General features: G+C 48.7%; 16 protein-coding genes. 11 read left to right on the plus strand and 5 right to left on the minus strand.

Annotated elements, in window-relative coordinates:
• Positions 1–133: 133 nt before the first annotated feature.
• The gene (locus tag P2W83_RS18175) at positions 134–1,999 is read right to left on the minus strand and encodes a PAS domain-containing protein (protein WP_276135202.1); all 1,866 of its coding nucleotides are present in this window, start codon (positions 1,997–1,999) and stop codon (positions 134–136) included.
• 222 nt (positions 2,000–2,221) lie between these two features.
• Here P2W83_RS18175 and P2W83_RS18180 point away from each other — a divergent pair, with 222 nt between their 5' ends.
• Positions 2,222–2,971, plus strand: coding sequence for a DUF6794 domain-containing protein (locus P2W83_RS18180; RefSeq protein ID WP_276135203.1), 750 nt, complete (start codon positions 2,222–2,224; stop codon positions 2,969–2,971).
• A gap of 44 nt (positions 2,972–3,015) precedes the next feature.
• On the opposite strand, the gene P2W83_RS18185 is transcribed toward P2W83_RS18180, so the two are convergent.
• The 3 genes from P2W83_RS18185 to P2W83_RS18195 all read right to left on the minus strand — a co-directional run bounded on the left by P2W83_RS18185 (position 3,016) and on the right by P2W83_RS18195 (position 4,943).
• Positions 3,016–3,357, minus strand: a complete 342-nt coding sequence (locus P2W83_RS18185) for a hypothetical protein (RefSeq protein WP_276135204.1) — start codon at positions 3,355–3,357, stop codon at positions 3,016–3,018.
• Between the two features lie 81 nt (positions 3,358–3,438).
• Complete coding sequence (locus tag P2W83_RS18190) at positions 3,439–3,819, minus strand: endonuclease domain-containing protein (protein WP_276135205.1); 381 nt, start codon at positions 3,817–3,819, stop codon at positions 3,439–3,441.
• A 650-nt stretch (positions 3,820–4,469) separates the two neighbouring features.
• On the minus strand, positions 4,470–4,943 hold the full coding sequence (locus tag P2W83_RS18195; protein WP_276135206.1) for a hypothetical protein: 474 nt from the start codon (positions 4,941–4,943) through the stop codon (positions 4,470–4,472).
• Between the two features lie 97 nt (positions 4,944–5,040).
• Here P2W83_RS18195 and P2W83_RS18200 point away from each other — a divergent pair, with 97 nt between their 5' ends.
• Positions 5,041–5,544 (plus strand): hypothetical protein, encoded by a 504-nt coding sequence (locus P2W83_RS18200; protein ID WP_276135207.1) that lies wholly within the window; start codon positions 5,041–5,043, stop codon positions 5,542–5,544.
• 104 nt (positions 5,545–5,648) lie between these two features.
• Here the strand turns inward: P2W83_RS18200 and P2W83_RS18705 are convergent, their stop codons facing one another.
• On the minus strand, positions 5,649–6,005 hold the full coding sequence (locus P2W83_RS18705) for a DUF1493 family protein (RefSeq protein ID WP_420831816.1): 357 nt from the start codon (positions 6,003–6,005) through the stop codon (positions 5,649–5,651).
• A 184-nt stretch (positions 6,006–6,189) separates the two neighbouring features.
• On the opposite strand from P2W83_RS18705, the gene P2W83_RS18205 reads away from it, so the two are divergent.
• From P2W83_RS18205 to P2W83_RS18245, 9 genes are all read left to right on the plus strand, one after another.
• A complete protein-coding gene (locus P2W83_RS18205; protein WP_276135208.1) occupies positions 6,190–6,639 on the plus strand; it encodes a terminase small subunit in 450 nt (149 codons plus the stop codon).
• A 99-nt stretch (positions 6,640–6,738) separates the two neighbouring features.
• Positions 6,739–8,052 carry a PBSX family phage terminase large subunit gene (locus tag P2W83_RS18210; protein WP_276135209.1) on the plus strand — a complete coding sequence of 438 codons (1,314 nt, stop codon included), beginning with the start codon at positions 6,739–6,741 and terminating at the stop codon, positions 8,050–8,052.
• Between the two features lie 69 nt (positions 8,053–8,121).
• Positions 8,122–8,601: a hypothetical protein gene (locus P2W83_RS18215; RefSeq protein WP_276135210.1), complete on the plus strand. Its 480-nt coding sequence runs from the start codon at positions 8,122–8,124 to the stop codon at positions 8,599–8,601.
• 56 nt (positions 8,602–8,657) lie between these two features.
• The gene (locus tag P2W83_RS18220) at positions 8,658–11,165 is read left to right on the plus strand and encodes a cation-translocating P-type ATPase (RefSeq protein ID WP_276135211.1); all 2,508 of its coding nucleotides are present in this window, start codon (positions 8,658–8,660) and stop codon (positions 11,163–11,165) included.
• A gap of 122 nt (positions 11,166–11,287) precedes the next feature.
• Positions 11,288–11,986, plus strand: coding sequence for a hypothetical protein (locus P2W83_RS18225; protein WP_276135212.1), 699 nt, complete (start codon positions 11,288–11,290; stop codon positions 11,984–11,986).
• A 31-nt stretch (positions 11,987–12,017) separates the two neighbouring features.
• Positions 12,018–12,710 (plus strand): hypothetical protein, encoded by a 693-nt coding sequence (locus tag P2W83_RS18230; protein WP_276135213.1) that lies wholly within the window; start codon positions 12,018–12,020, stop codon positions 12,708–12,710.
• Positions 12,711–12,805: 95 nt separating this feature from the next.
• Positions 12,806–13,660 (plus strand): hypothetical protein, encoded by an 855-nt coding sequence (locus P2W83_RS18235; protein ID WP_276135214.1) that lies wholly within the window; start codon positions 12,806–12,808, stop codon positions 13,658–13,660.
• A gap of 53 nt (positions 13,661–13,713) precedes the next feature.
• Positions 13,714–14,388 carry an outer membrane beta-barrel protein gene (locus P2W83_RS18240; RefSeq protein ID WP_276135215.1) on the plus strand — a complete coding sequence of 225 codons (675 nt, stop codon included), beginning with the start codon at positions 13,714–13,716 and terminating at the stop codon, positions 14,386–14,388.
• Positions 14,389–14,431: 43 nt separating this feature from the next.
• Entirely contained in the window at positions 14,432–14,596 is a 165-nt protein-coding gene (locus P2W83_RS18245; protein WP_276135216.1) for a hypothetical protein, read from the plus strand.
• The last annotated feature ends 52 nt before the right edge of the window (positions 14,597–14,648 follow it).

Raw genomic sequence — 14,648 nt, forward strand, 5'->3', positions numbered from 1 at the left:
ATTAAAATCCGCCTTAATAAAGTGAATGGGCCTAACAGGATGTTAATCAACAAACCGCCGGGCGCAAATGGCAGGCTAATCAGCGCTTACGGGCTTGCCAACATCAACAACCACAACAAGCAGCAAGCAGCAGTCACTCAGCCTTTACCCGCAAAATATCGTTCAGGTCTTTCAATACATTGTCCAGCCTGTACGACGACTCTACGATACCATTCACCATTACCTGGTGTTCCTCTTCATCGGCGGCTTCTTTGATAAGACCGCTTAGTCCCATAAGGGTGGCCAGTGGCGCACGCACTTCGTGCGAGACCATATGGGCAAAATGCTCCAGCGCCCGGTTGCGTTTCTGCAGGTCGTCAATGATGCGCTGCCGTTCCAGCTCCATCTGCTTCCGCGCAGTAATATCGTATGCCGCCATACAAATACCTATGATCTGGTTATCATTGACCACGGGGGCAATGCTTACGGTAATATGTATTGTCTTTGTATCAACTACGTAGCTGGTGTCGTATTCCACGGGGGCGCCTCCGACGATCACCTGCGCCAGTAATTGCTGCACACGTTGCTTCCTGTCTGGCAACAGCGCTTCAATAAAATCATCACCCACAACCAACGGCCTGCCCGAGAGCACCTGGTAGTTGTTGGCCATTCTTTTGTTGGCGGCAATAATATTGAGCCCCGTGTCGCAAAGCATAAAGCCTACCTGGCTCGAGTCTATTATCGATCTCAGGTTGGCCTCAGACATGCGCACGGTATCCTCGTGGCGTTTCTTGTTGAAGTAGATCTCGATTGTTTCTGCTATCGTATTTATCAGGCTGCGTTCTTCTTTTAAGAACGGACCTTCGTATGCTGCCGGCATTTCCTGCAGGTAGCACACTTCTATATAGCCCGAGCGTCCGTCCTGCAAGTGCAGTTCCGCTGTTTGCTTGTATCGCGACTCGCGGTAGTTGTTTGTAGTGTAGGCCCTCTTGTTGAACATGACCTTAGCAGCACATACACCGGGATACTGCCATCCCGGCGGCAGTATATCTACTATTCTCTGGAACACCTCACCTATTGTTTGCTTATCGTCTTTCAATATTTCGTTGGTCTGGAAAATGGTGGACAGCTCTTTCACCCGTTCGCCCAGATCGTGCGTGGCCATTGCTACCGATTGTTGCAACCGCAAACGCTGTATGCTGCGACTATACACCATCGCTGCTCCAAACATGCTCACCACAACACCTAATGCAGCCAGCCAGAAAATATTTGCACGCGAGCCTGGCGTTGTATAACCTATACTCAGTACCCAGTTACCCTCTGGCATGGCTACCGATTCAAACTCGCTGCCATCGTAGGGCCTCGCTGCGGTCAGGTAGTGCATGCCGGTATAACGGCCACCTACCTTTGAGAGCCGGTAAGCAAATTTGCTTTTGCCATTATTCAGGTCCAGCGCTTTTTCGATTGTAGACATTTTGGTGAGCACTACCGCAAGTGCCGCTACTTCATTATTTACAACGATGGGCACCTTGGCCAATATACCCTCGCCGCCCATGCGCAGCTGCCGCGGACCCGCAAAATAGATACCGTCTTTTGTTAGCGCCTCCTGCTCTTCACGTAGCCGCAATGAGTCGGCGCGGGTATTGATGCCGACAGTACTTTGGTATTCTACCGGTGGGTACACATTCTGTATGATGCCATTATTCGTGAGTTGCAGCGCGTCTACATAATTGCTGCCATTGTGCACTATCTGTTTTGCAATGCTGTCGAAATTTTTTGGAGTGCCATATTCTTTGTAGATGATGGCCAGTGTATTGGCAGCCGTAATATCGTTGTTCAATATTTTCCGGAAACGATCCTGCACCGCGATCAGTTCATCGCCCAGCAATTCACGCTCGCGATCTTTCGATATGAGGTAGCGCTCAAAGGCTACGTATTGAGTAATGGTGAGCAGCACAGCAAATGTGGCCACTGCAAACCATACCGGTCGCTGGGAGTTGTCGGGAATAGTGTGTAACATAGTGGGTCTATGAGCCTTAAAGAGCAACGCCCCGGCTCAACAGTAAATATAGCTCTATCGTAACAAAAATAAAACAGATGTGTTGCCCATTATTCTAACCTGCAGAGTCTAAAATTTCTTCCTGTCGTTGTACTGTGTGTATCAGGCATTTCTATCAGGCAGTACATGCATAGGCAAAGCTTTAACATTTTCGCTGGCTCTTAGTACGGTAATTTTATATGTATGAAAACGGCCCTGATCCTATTACTATGTTTGTTTTGTTACGCTCCGTACACAAGCGCGCAAAACAAATTGCGCGGCCAACCGGCAACACTCAATGAGACCTTTGTTTATCTCGACAAAATATTTGCCGACGACACCTCTCTTTATGGTTTCATGACCATGCCGGAATACTATTTGCCGCTGCACTACCATATGTCGCTGGGACAGTACATGCGCACCACTTGGGGCCTTGCCAGCAACAGCAGGCTGAAACGCTGGTTCATCACCATGGGTGTCGACAACCCGGACGACATGTCGTCCATTGTACTTGTTTCGTATCACAGGTATCTCAACCATCAACCTATAGACCTGGAAGGCCAGGTACGAATGCGACAAAACCCCGGCACTGAAGCAGGCAGAACCGACTCGACCATGCACTTCATCTACGACTTTAAAGAATTGCCACCACAGCAGCCGCTGCTGGCGCAATACCCGGTGGGCGATACCATCATGATATACACCGCCGCCGAAACACAAACCAAGATGTATGCGGGTCCTGTATCGCTACGGGCATTTGCTGTGGTAAGGGCACATAACAACGACGCACTGCTGTTTGAAATAACGCATATAGAAAACCAACCCAACACCACCACCGCCCGCAATGTAGGCGACCTGGTGGAGGGATATCCCTGCGAATGTTTTCACATGCCGCCACGAGGCTGGAGTTCGAACCGTAACGGCTATCTGCCGCAGCGTCTCAACTCACCATAATTCCATAGAAAACTTACCGTCAGACACATCAACGAACATGAGCGCTATTTGATCTCGGGTATCAGCACGCGATACTCGGCAAACATGATGCTGTCTATGAACCCATTATAGCAAAGCCCTGCTTTTTCCGGCTCGCAGTCTTTAACCACCGGGGTTATTTCCAGCTCTTTCAACTTCCTCACAGCTTCCTTTGCAGGATAGGCAATGCCGTAGAAATAATATTTCATGCTGCCGCTGTTATGGTCGGAAATGGCGAGATCCCGTTGCGCCTGGCATTCTATGCTATGATCATGAGATGTCTTCGGCGCCGCAGCATCATCAGCATTCTTGTTTTTCCCTTTGCAGGAAAGTATAAGTAAAACAAGACAATAGACTGGGTAACGCATGAGCTATGGTGTTTGGGATTTCTAAAATTACGCTTTTTTTAATACCACTTCTATACGCTTCCCCTTCTGAAGGATATCCGGCTATGTCTTCTCACGCTGTAACTGCTCAACAGTGCTCTCGATAGACCTGATGACAGACCCAATATTTTCAGACACCTCCTTACTGGAAAATCGCAGAAATGAAACACCATGTTCCTCAATACTTTTTTGACGCATCGCGTCCAGCTCAACTGCTCCGTTAAAATCATGCGTAATTCCATCCACTTCTATCGCAAGCTGTAGTTCGTGGCAATAGAAATCTACTATGAATTCTAACATGGGCACCTGCCTGTGAAATTCTACACCAAACGCTTTACCACGCACATGCTTCCACAAGATCACTTCAGACACCGTTGCATTCTTTCTTAGCAAGCGTGCCAGCTGCTTTAGCCTGGGATTATATGGAATGATCCTATTAGCCAAGTACTTAAAATTAGCACTCATTACCCAACATCCCCCTCCGTCCCCTTAAAAAGGGGGACTAAGACAATACTGCCCCCTTCCGAAGGGGGCGTGCGAAAGCTCTGTGCGTAAGCGGGGGATGTGGACACAACGCGAGCAAGCACTCATTACCCAACATCCCCCTCCGCCCCCTTAAAAAGGGGGGACTAAGACAATACTGCCCCCTTCCGAAGGGGGCGTGCGAAAGCCATGCGCGCAAGTGGGGGATGTGAACACAACGCGAGCAAGCACTCATTACCCAACATCCCCCTCCGCCCCCTTAAAAAGGGGGGTCTAAGACAATACTGCCCCCTTCCGAAGGGGGCGTGCGAAAGCTCTGTGCGTAAGCGAGGGATGTGGACACAACGCGAGCAAGCACTCATTACCCAACATCCCCCTCCGCCCCCTTAAAAAGCGGGGACTAAGACAATACTGCCCCCTTCCGAAGGGGGTGTGCGAAGGCCATGCGCGTAAGCGGGGGATGTGGACACAACGCAAGCAAGCACACATTACCCAACATCCCCCTCCGCCCCCTTAAAAAGGGGGGACTAAGACAATACTGCCCCATTCCGAAGGGGGCGTGCGAAAGCTCTGTGCGTAAGCGGGGGATGTGGACACAACACGAGCAATACTTATCTCCGCGCAACAAATTTGTCGACAAGAAGTTTGCCTAACCTTTTTATGAAGTAGAAGGACACCCAGCCCGCTGCAGCTCCGGCAACGGCCACAAGTATCCAGGTTGAGGGGTAAGAAGCAAGTGGCACCTTAAGAAGATGCAAAACAAGTGCAAACAACACACCTCCCACAAGCCCCATAGCAACCAGACTTAAACGAAAAAACGTACTAACACCTTTGACAAACGAACGATGATACCAGCCCGAAATGACAGACAACGAAAAGATGCCCATACCAGCCAGCAACAGTGCACCTCCTACAAACAACGCAAACACCAGCAAGCCTATCAACATCAAAACTACAAACGCCAGCAGCATGGCCATCATCACCACAAACAAATTCGGATCATCATCAGCCACATCGGCTACACCCGCGGCGGCAAACGCCAGCTGTGGCAATAGCAGGAGGATTAGCGTGGCGTGTTGTTTCATATCATGAAAATACCAAAAAGCGACACCATCCAACGTCAAAATATTTTTTGTTGAGTCTTTGATGTTATCTAGCTTCACACAACAACCAAACCTTTCTATGGATCTAAGAAAACTGTTCCCCGCACTCTCTTTGGCGCTACTGCCGTTTGCTTCCAATGCGCAATGCGATTTCAACAAAGACGAACGCAATTTTGAGTACGTAACGCAACCCGTTGGCCCCAATACACTGCAATGGAAATTCAGTGTTGGCCACAACTCTGACAAGTACTACTTCTGGACCTATGTTGTGCAAGATGGTAAACGCTTACCGCGGATGACCGACAAAGACCTCGTGATACTGGAATTCACCAATGGCGAAAAAATGGAGTTCCACCCCATTGGCGAAGTTCCAGTGAATTTCCTTACCGAGGGTGGAACCTCGACTACCAGCAACAATGTCCGTATCGAAGTGCCAAAAGAGATCATGCAAAAACTTGCTGCCACCGGTCTCAAAATCGTGTCTGCCGTTATCGACAACAGAACCATAGGACGCTATGTCGAAGACAAGCAAGCGCCCAATATCAAGGAGGCGGCTACCTGCGTGCTGAACAAGCGAGGCTAATAATATTCCTGCATTGCCAGGTATCCATATGGGTTCAGGTGTTTCATCTGAACCCATTTTTATTTGGTAGCTTAGTCGGTAGGCAATACCATAAACCACAAAAATCATCTTAGCATCCCAGTAACCATGGCATCCTGAAAAACGCCAAGCGTTATCTTCGGCTGATATGCCCGTCTGCACATCCTTTTCACCCAAGGCAACTTATAGTTAAACGATCGAAAAACAATAAAGGCTGCATTCGGAGAGGGGTATCCATAAGTTGACCAATTGAACTCAGAATGGTCAAGTTTGAATCTTGTGATAAAATCAGACACAAAAAGATCTATACTCAGATCAAAAAGATTAAGGTCCAGATCGAGTGAAGTCTCGGCGCTCAATTCAGTCAGGTCAACATTCCGGACTTTGTTATCGTGGCAAAAGTCCACAACAAACCTTTCTAATTCTTTATTTATCTCGGGCATAGTACAGGCTATAACTTAAAACTACTAAATCACTTCAAGTTTTTACGCTACCCCCTATCCCCCTAAAGGGGGAATATGCTATAAGACGTTCCCCCTTTAGGGGGATAGGGGGTTTTCCTGGATAACATTTATTTGCACAAATACAATAAATTCCGTATTTTTGCTATAATAAATAAACCCTATCATGAAAACAAATCCCCGCCACGAGAAATTCATCGAAGAGATGATACAGCACGGCGACCGGGTAAGAGCATATAAAGCTGCCTACCCCGATGCCCGGTCTTTCTACGCCTCCGCACACCGCCTCTCCAACGATCCTGAAATAAAAGCCCGTATAGAAGAAGGACAACGGCAACTGGAAATAGACAACCAGATACGCAAAGATGAAGAGCACCTCATCAAAATGTCGGCCCTCTCTAAAAAACGTGCTTTGCTTTCCCGCATTATCAACGGCGATATGAAATTTGAAAAGCTGGTGAAGACTGCCGATGGTTACGAACCCATCCTGGTATCGCCAACAGCCAGTGATGTATTCAGAGCCATTGAGCTCGATAACAAACTTGCTAAAGAAATGGGCATGCTCACCGAAAAAGTAAAATTTCGCATCACCATCGGCGACCAAGAATTCAAATAAGCCCACGAAAAAATTTTCCTTCGAAAAAACTTTGATAAAGTTTATCAATTCTTATCACCGCTACCTATAAACCTATACAGGAGCACAATTGCAAGCATTATGAATGAGATACATTTATCATTCCCGGCAGACAAATTCACAAACGTCTTTGATAAAATATCAAAGACCAGCGCCCGTTTTGTGATCAACTACGGAGGCACAGCCAGCAGCAAAAGTTTTAGCGCTGCCCAAAACGAAGTGTTGAAAGCCGCCCGTTCCGACGAGGCTATAAAAACCCTGGTGATACGTAAGGTAGGTGCTACCCTAAGAGATTCTGTGATACCATCATTCCGCTCGCGGGTAGAAGAATTCGATCTCTCACCTTATTTCAAATTCAGCAAGACAGAACGAACGCTAACCTGTGTTACCGGTTCCCAGATCATCTTCCGCGGCCTCGATGACCCCGACAAGCTAAAAAGCTTCGAGGGCCTGAACCGCATACTGGTAGAAGAAGCCGCCGAACTGGAATTTGAAGACTTCCTGGAACTGAACCGCCGTGCACGTGGCAAGGACAATATCCAGATCACGCTCACCTTCAACCCTGTGCATGAAGAGCATTGGCTGAAGAAGCATTTCTTCGACCAGGACGTGGAAGATAAGGTCGCTGTCAAAAGCACCTACAACGATAACCGCTTCATTACCGACAAAGACCGCGAGCAGATAGAATGGATGAAGCGCTACGACCACAACCAGTACCGCGTGTACGCCCTTGGCGAATGGGGGCTGCGCACTAACACAATGCCCTGGCTTTTCACCTTCGACCGCGAACGGCACCTGCGCCCTACGCTGCCCTTCATGCCCTCTTACCCAGTCCATCTTTCATTCGACTTTAACCGCGAGCCTGTATCGTGCATAGCTGTGCAGATGAGTCCGCACCGCGGGGCTAAGGATAGCTTCGTTCACTTCATAAAAGAGTTTGCTGCCGATGTGCAGCTCAAAGAACTCTGCGCCCGCATACGGGCCGCCTTCCCTGCCAGCATACTGTATGTAACCGGCGATGCATCGGGCAACCGTGGCGACATTGGTTTTGACCACAGGCACAGCACCTACTACCAGATGATACGCAGCTACCTCGGCATCAGCGACAGGCTGCTGCACCTCAACCCGCGCAACCTGATGCACCACGACAGCCGCCAGCTGATCAACATGCTCTTTGCCGACTATCCCAATATACTGCTCTCGCAAGAAGGTTGTCCCCTGCTGGCAAACGACTGCATCATAGCCACTGTGGACGATGAAAGCAGCAAGCCCGGCATGCTCAAAAAAGACCGCAACATGTACAAAATGGACCTTTTCGATGCCCTGCGCTATTTCTTCCAGACGTATTTTAAAGACTATGCGGATAAGGTGGGTGTGCTGGGGAGGGCGGCCTAGCGTGAATAAGTCATCAATTACGTCACAAGCCAATGTGCTAACTTTATGACTAACAAAAATAACAGGTGTATGAAACCGATCGCTCTGCTATTATTTGTACTACTCGCCACTGCCTGCACTCAAAACAACAGTTCGCCACAGCAGGCGCAGACCACCGCTGTGCAGCAAAAGGAGGTAGAAGCCTACCACCCCGGCATAGGGGAGTTTATGGCGTCTATCCAAATGCACCATGCCAAACTCTGGTTTGCCGGAGATGCCGGCAACTGGCCACTCGCCGAATTTGAAGCGGGAGAAATAAAAGAACTGTTTGAAGACGTTGGCAAATACAATACCGACCGCCCGGAGATCAGCAAGCTGCCGTTGATAGAGCCGGCGCTGGACAGTATCGACAACGCCATCCGCGCTAAAAACGTTCAGCTTTTTAAAAGCAGCTTTACATTACTTACCAACACCTGCAACGATTGCCACCGCGCTACGAAGTTTGAATTTAACGTGATCAAGATACCCGATGCGCCGCCGGTAACCAACCAGGTGTTTACTCCACAGTGATACTTATCATTCTGTTTTATCAAAGCCCCAACTAAGTTTACCGCCTATTTTCCAGCATGCAGGACAATCCGTTCCCATTCTCCGGTCTTAGCAATGAGCAAGTAGCCGCCTCGGCAAAAGCGCATGGCACAAATACGATAGCTAAAAGCCGCAACAACGCGCTTTGGGCTTCGTTAAAAGATGTGGCTACCGAGCCCATGTTCCTGCTGTTGCTGGCTTGTGCTACCATCTATTTTGTACTGGGCGAATTATCAGAAGCGTGGTTCATGCTCGGTGCCATCATTGCAGTTTCTGCAATTTCATTTTACCAGGACAACCGAAGCCGCAAAGCCCTGGAATCGCTGAGGGAATTCACACAGCCGCATGCCACTGTTATCAGGAACAATGCGGTAGCTAAAATAAATTCTTCAGAGATCGTAATAGGCGATCTTATCGTAGTATCGGAAGGAGAACTGGTGCCTGCCGATGGCCGCATCATTCACCTCAACGATCTAAGCGTCAATGAATCTATACTTACCGGCGAGGCTTATGCCGTGATCAAAGACATACACGCTGGTGACGACAAAATATATAAAGGCACACTGGTGGTATCGGGCCTGTGTGTGTTTGAAACAACAGCCATAGGCGTAGCCACCCGTCTCGAGCAGATAGGACTTTCTGTAGAAGCGATCGGCAAAGAAAAAACACCGCTGCAGCTGCAGATCAGCAGCTTTGTAAAATGGATGGCACTGGCAGGTACAGTAGTGTTCCTGCTGATATGGGGCATCAACTATCTGCGCACACGTGAACTGCTGCCCAGCCTGCTTAAGGGGCTTACCATTGCTATGTCGGTACTGCCTGAGGAGATACCCGTAGCCTTTGCCACCTTTATGGCTCTTGGAGCCTGGCGACTAATGCGCACCGGCATCATTGTAAAACAAACCAGCACTGTAGAAGCGCTGGGCGCGGCTACAATACTCTGCACAGACAAGACCGGCACCATCACCGAGAACCGAATGGAGCTTAACCAGGTGTATGAATTGACGCAGGATAGATTTTATGCAACAGGCGAATGGGACGATCCTCATGCTTCAGCTATTGTACGCATGGCGATGTGGGCCAGCGAACCCGTTCCCTTCGACCCGATGGAGCAGGCCCTGCATGCCGCCTATGCTGCGGCAACTCCCGTCGACGAGCGCCCGCACTACCACATGATACATGAGTACCCCATAGGCGGCAAGCCTCCTATGATGACGCATGTCTTTGGAAACGCAGACGGCGACAGGATCATTGCCTGCAAAGGCGCACCGGAAGCCCTTATACAAGTATGCCAGCTTACAGCCAACCAGGTAGCGACGTTGCGTAACAAGCTCGATCAAATGACTGATTGTGGACTACGCGTTCTGGGAGTTGGCACTACAAAGTTTGATGGCAACGAGTTCCCGGCAATGCAACAGGATCTCAAGTTTGAGTTTGTAGGACTGGTGGCATTTTATGATCCACCCAAAAAAAACATAGCCGAAGTATTTGAGCAACTATACAAGGCCGGCATCAGGCTAAAGATCATCACCGGCGACAACCTCGCTACAACGATAGCCATCGCAAAGCAGGCCAGGATACATGGCTGCGATAAAGCGATGACGGCAAATGACCTGCTCCCTTTATCGGAGGCAGACTTCGACAAAGCGGCACTCGACAACGACATCTTTGCCCGCATTCACCCGGAGCTCAAATTCCGCATCGTACGCAGCCTGGTAAACCAGGGCCATATTGTTGGCATGACGGGCGATGGTGTGAACGATGGCCCGGCGTTGAAAGCAGCTCACATAGGTATAGCCATGGGCAAGCGCGGCTCAGAGCTCGCCAAGCAATCGGCCTCGCTCATTCTTACCGACGATGATTTCGGTAAGATGGTAGATGCCGTAGCCATGGGGCGACGTATTTACACCAATCTAAAAAAGGCTATTCAATATATCATCTCCATACACATCCCTATCATCCTCACCGTAGCATTACCGTTGTTCTTAGGTTGGGTGTACCCAGCTATTTTCACGCCCGTGCATGTCATCTTCCTTGAGCTGATCATGGGACCTACCTGCTCTATAGTGTATGAGAACGAACCACTGGAGGAGAACAGCATGCGGCAACCACCGCGCGCTATCACCAGTACCTTCTTCAACCTGAAAGAGCTGACCATAAGCATTGTGCAAGGTCTTGCCATCACCGCAGCTACCTTATTCAGTTATCAATACGGCGTTAGTCATGGCCATAACGAAGACCTGGTACGCTCACTGGTATTTACAACACTTGTGATTGCCAACATTTTCCTGACCCTCGCCAACAGGTCGTTTTACCATTCGGTATTTACTACCCTGCGCTACCGCAACAACCTGCTGAGCGCCATGTTGCTGCTCACTATTGTGCTGTTGGCGCTGTTGTTATATGTGCCAGCGTTTGCATCCTTCTTCCGCCTGCAGCCGCTCAATGGTTCGCACCTCATGGTCGCAATAGTTGCAGCCTTTATTTCCGTTGCGTGGTTTGAGGTGTACAAACTAATAAAACGACGTAGCAGAAGGACCTTTTAGTAAATTTCAATAATGACTCTGGCCGCTTTATTAAATACTGCAATAAAAGCCTAAACCAGTTGCAGGTATCAATTAGATGACGCGGCCTGTATTGTATAGACTTGTATCCAAAATCATTTGCCATGCGTACTATCCTTTCCACTATCTGCCTGTTTATCGTCTCGACAGCCACAGCACACGATTTTAAACTATCGCTCCGGGGCAGTGGCTTTTATGTATCGGGCAAACCACGCAGCGATATTTATAGCTCAACTGTTACCGGCACCCTCTATAATTTTCCCGCAATAAAGACCATCGGCTATTCCGGCGCGTTGCAGTTTCGCCATGGCGGCGAATGGATAGAAATGGCTTACGGCATCGAGACGGGATCGTTAACAAGCAAGAACGGCGATTACAGCTACAGCAGCAGTACCGACCCCAACAACATACAAACATTATTCGTCAGCCAGAACATTGCCGACATCTTTTACTCAACGCATGTGATGGCCAATGTGAAAATACCCATAGGCAAGCTGCACCCCTACGCTGGCATCATGACCGGACTGGTAAGAACTGAAGCCAGTGGCAAAGCAGTTGTCAATACTTATTCGTGGGCGCAATCGTTTATCGAGTTTGAATCGTTTGATACGTATGGTGCAACCCTGGGTGCGCAGGCCGGTATCAACTATCCTGTTATCAAACACCTGGAACTTGCCGGAGAGCTGGGTATACGCCGCACCTGGCTGCACGAAACCGCCGTCTCTTTTCTCGACGACCGTCCCAAGCTCAATTACAGGTTGCTCACATTGAATGTCAGTGTAGGCGTCAATTATGTTTTCTAAAAACAACAGATCAACCCTAAATCATTTTACCATGCGCTTTATACCAGTAACCCTGCTAATGCTCTTGTCACTGGCATCGGCTGCCCAGCAATTCAAGATCGGTATTAGCGCGCATGCATTATACCATAGTGGTACATCCAGCGACAGCTACATCTTCGGCTCTCAACAAGGCGCTGGCTATGGCGGCGCGATATCATTGGCGCAATCGCACGACTGGATCGAACTTAAGTATGCTTTTGAAACGGGTAGCATGAGGGGACGGAAGACCGGCTTCTACAACACGGCTAACGCTGTACCTGTTGGCACACCGATACCCGCCACATTTAGCGGTTCCGATTACCAGGCCATCGCAGATCAATATTACTTGCCGTATGTTGCCGCCAATTTGAAGTTTCCCCTCTTTAGGTTTAAGCCTTACGCAGGTGTACTGCTCGCCCTGGTAAAAACAAACGGAAGCGGCAAAATGTACGTCTATCAATACTCCAATGTGCCCTTCAGTTTTCAGCCGTTCCATATGTATGGGGTAGGTGCAGGCATACAGGCCGGTGGCTCACTGATGCTGTCGCGGCATTTTGAACTGACCGGCGAACTGGCTTACCGCCGTATGTGGCTGAATGAATTCATTATAGCCATTTTTGGTAGCGCACATTCTATAGCTTACCAGCTCAACACTTGGCAGTTCAATGCGGGTATCAATTATGTTTTCGATTGGAATGAGGATTGAATTGTTTACCGAGGATGCAGAAAAAGGAGCCTGACAATTGAATGACACAATTTGGTATGTATTTTGGAACAGAAAGGAAAAACCTAACCAACACTATGCGATTACCTATTCTTTGGCTTACTGCATGCGCAGTTGCTTTTGCCGGCTGTAAAAAGGAAACAACTACACCTGCACCTGCCCCCGATCCAATGGTCCTAAAATTAAATGGTGCCTTCGAGAACAAGACGGCTGAAATAATAACTGTAGACATTTACCATACACCAAATGCCAATCCGCTGAACCCGGACAGTCTCGTCGTGTTTGCAAAACTCACCATTCCACCAAACGGAACAGGATCTCTGCCAACTTCCACGGCTATAACAGGCAAGACCTACGCCTATGACTGGTACAGCTATGATTATAAGTTAACCGGATGGCCCTCTCTATCTAAATTCAATGGCCTCGCCAACATCAAGGTTTTTGACTACTATCCCACCGGCAGCAAAGCTGTGCTAGCTGACAGTTCGGGCAACGAACGCCTGATTGTACTGAACGGCAATGGAAAAAAATCGCATTGGAAAGCAGTAGATGCCTATGATAAGAACGGCGTATCTGTCTGGACTACGCTTACGGCAAGCGAGCAGGCAGTATCGTTTTCTCTTGACTGGTTAGGCAATATGGTTGATTCCTCGTCTGTACTACACCAGAGGGACACCAGTGTCAAATTACCAAGACGGGGCATCTACAACTTCCTGAGAAAAGACAGGTTTCATGCGGTTGTTCCAACAGTGCCGCCTCACATGAACACCTTGCTTAGCAATAACCTGGACTTCATTGCACCACTCTCTTCGTCGTCTCCCGACACGCTGTTCTATGTCGTCTATAACTTCGCGAATTATGAGAAGGAACCCGATACCAGAACTTACTATCCGCCTTATTATAAGATTGTAAAAAACCATGTGGATTATTGAGACAAAATGCGATCAATGAATACTACTTTAGCCCCTTACAACACTACCCTCTTATGAAAAAACTAGCCCTCGCTCTGTTACTCACTGTTTCCGCACAGGCTTTTGCGCAGAAGAATGAAGTTGCCTTCTCAGTCGGCTATATAAACTATACAGCCATGGTTACAGCAGCTCCGACCATCGACTATGGCAGCAACCTGGGAGGCGGCGGATACCAGTTTGGCGCTTACTACCTGCGCAACATAAAATGGCTGCAGGTTGGCGGAGGCTGCGAAATAGGCTGGCTCAGCTCGAATAGTTTTAATATAGTATTTCCGGCGCAGCATCCCAGCCTGCAACCAGTGACTGCCATAAGCAAGGAAACTATTGCCGCGCCATTTATCAATACAACAGCTGTGGCTAACTTTCGCCTCCCGGTCAAACGATTCACATTTCATGCCGGTGGTGCCGGTGGCTATTTTACGGCAATAGCAAATCGTCACATAAATTTCAACAACGAAGGCGTAGACTATAACCATACCGATGTTGTGGGAGGATTTTCCGGTGGCGGACAAGCAGGAATAACCTTCAGGCTCGTTCCTGGCTTCGCGCTCGTAACGGAAGCCAGCATGCGGTACATCCAACTAAAAAATGCCGCACCTACTCCATTTACTTTCCTTTCCAGCGCACCCACTTCTTATGAAGGTCTGCACTATTATACACTCAGCCTCGGTGCTCGATATCTATTCTAGTATTTTTTAGCACCCGCTACAAACTCAAACAGCCGACCCTCTTATGAAAAAACTGACACTCGCTCTGTTACTCGCTCTTAGCACTTCCGTCTTCGCGCAGAAGAATGAGCTCGCATTATCTCCCGGTGCTCTCTACTACAAGGGCTTTACATCTAGCTTCTCTAAAAGCAATTATATCGGCAACCTCGAAGGAGGTGGTTTTAGGTAGGCCTATACTACCTGCGCAACAAAAAATGGCTGCAACTGGGTGGCGGCTTAGA

It is taken from the genome of Polluticoccus soli (assembly GCF_029269745.1).
Lineage (GTDB): Bacteria > Bacteroidota > Bacteroidia > Chitinophagales > Chitinophagaceae > Polluticoccus > Polluticoccus soli.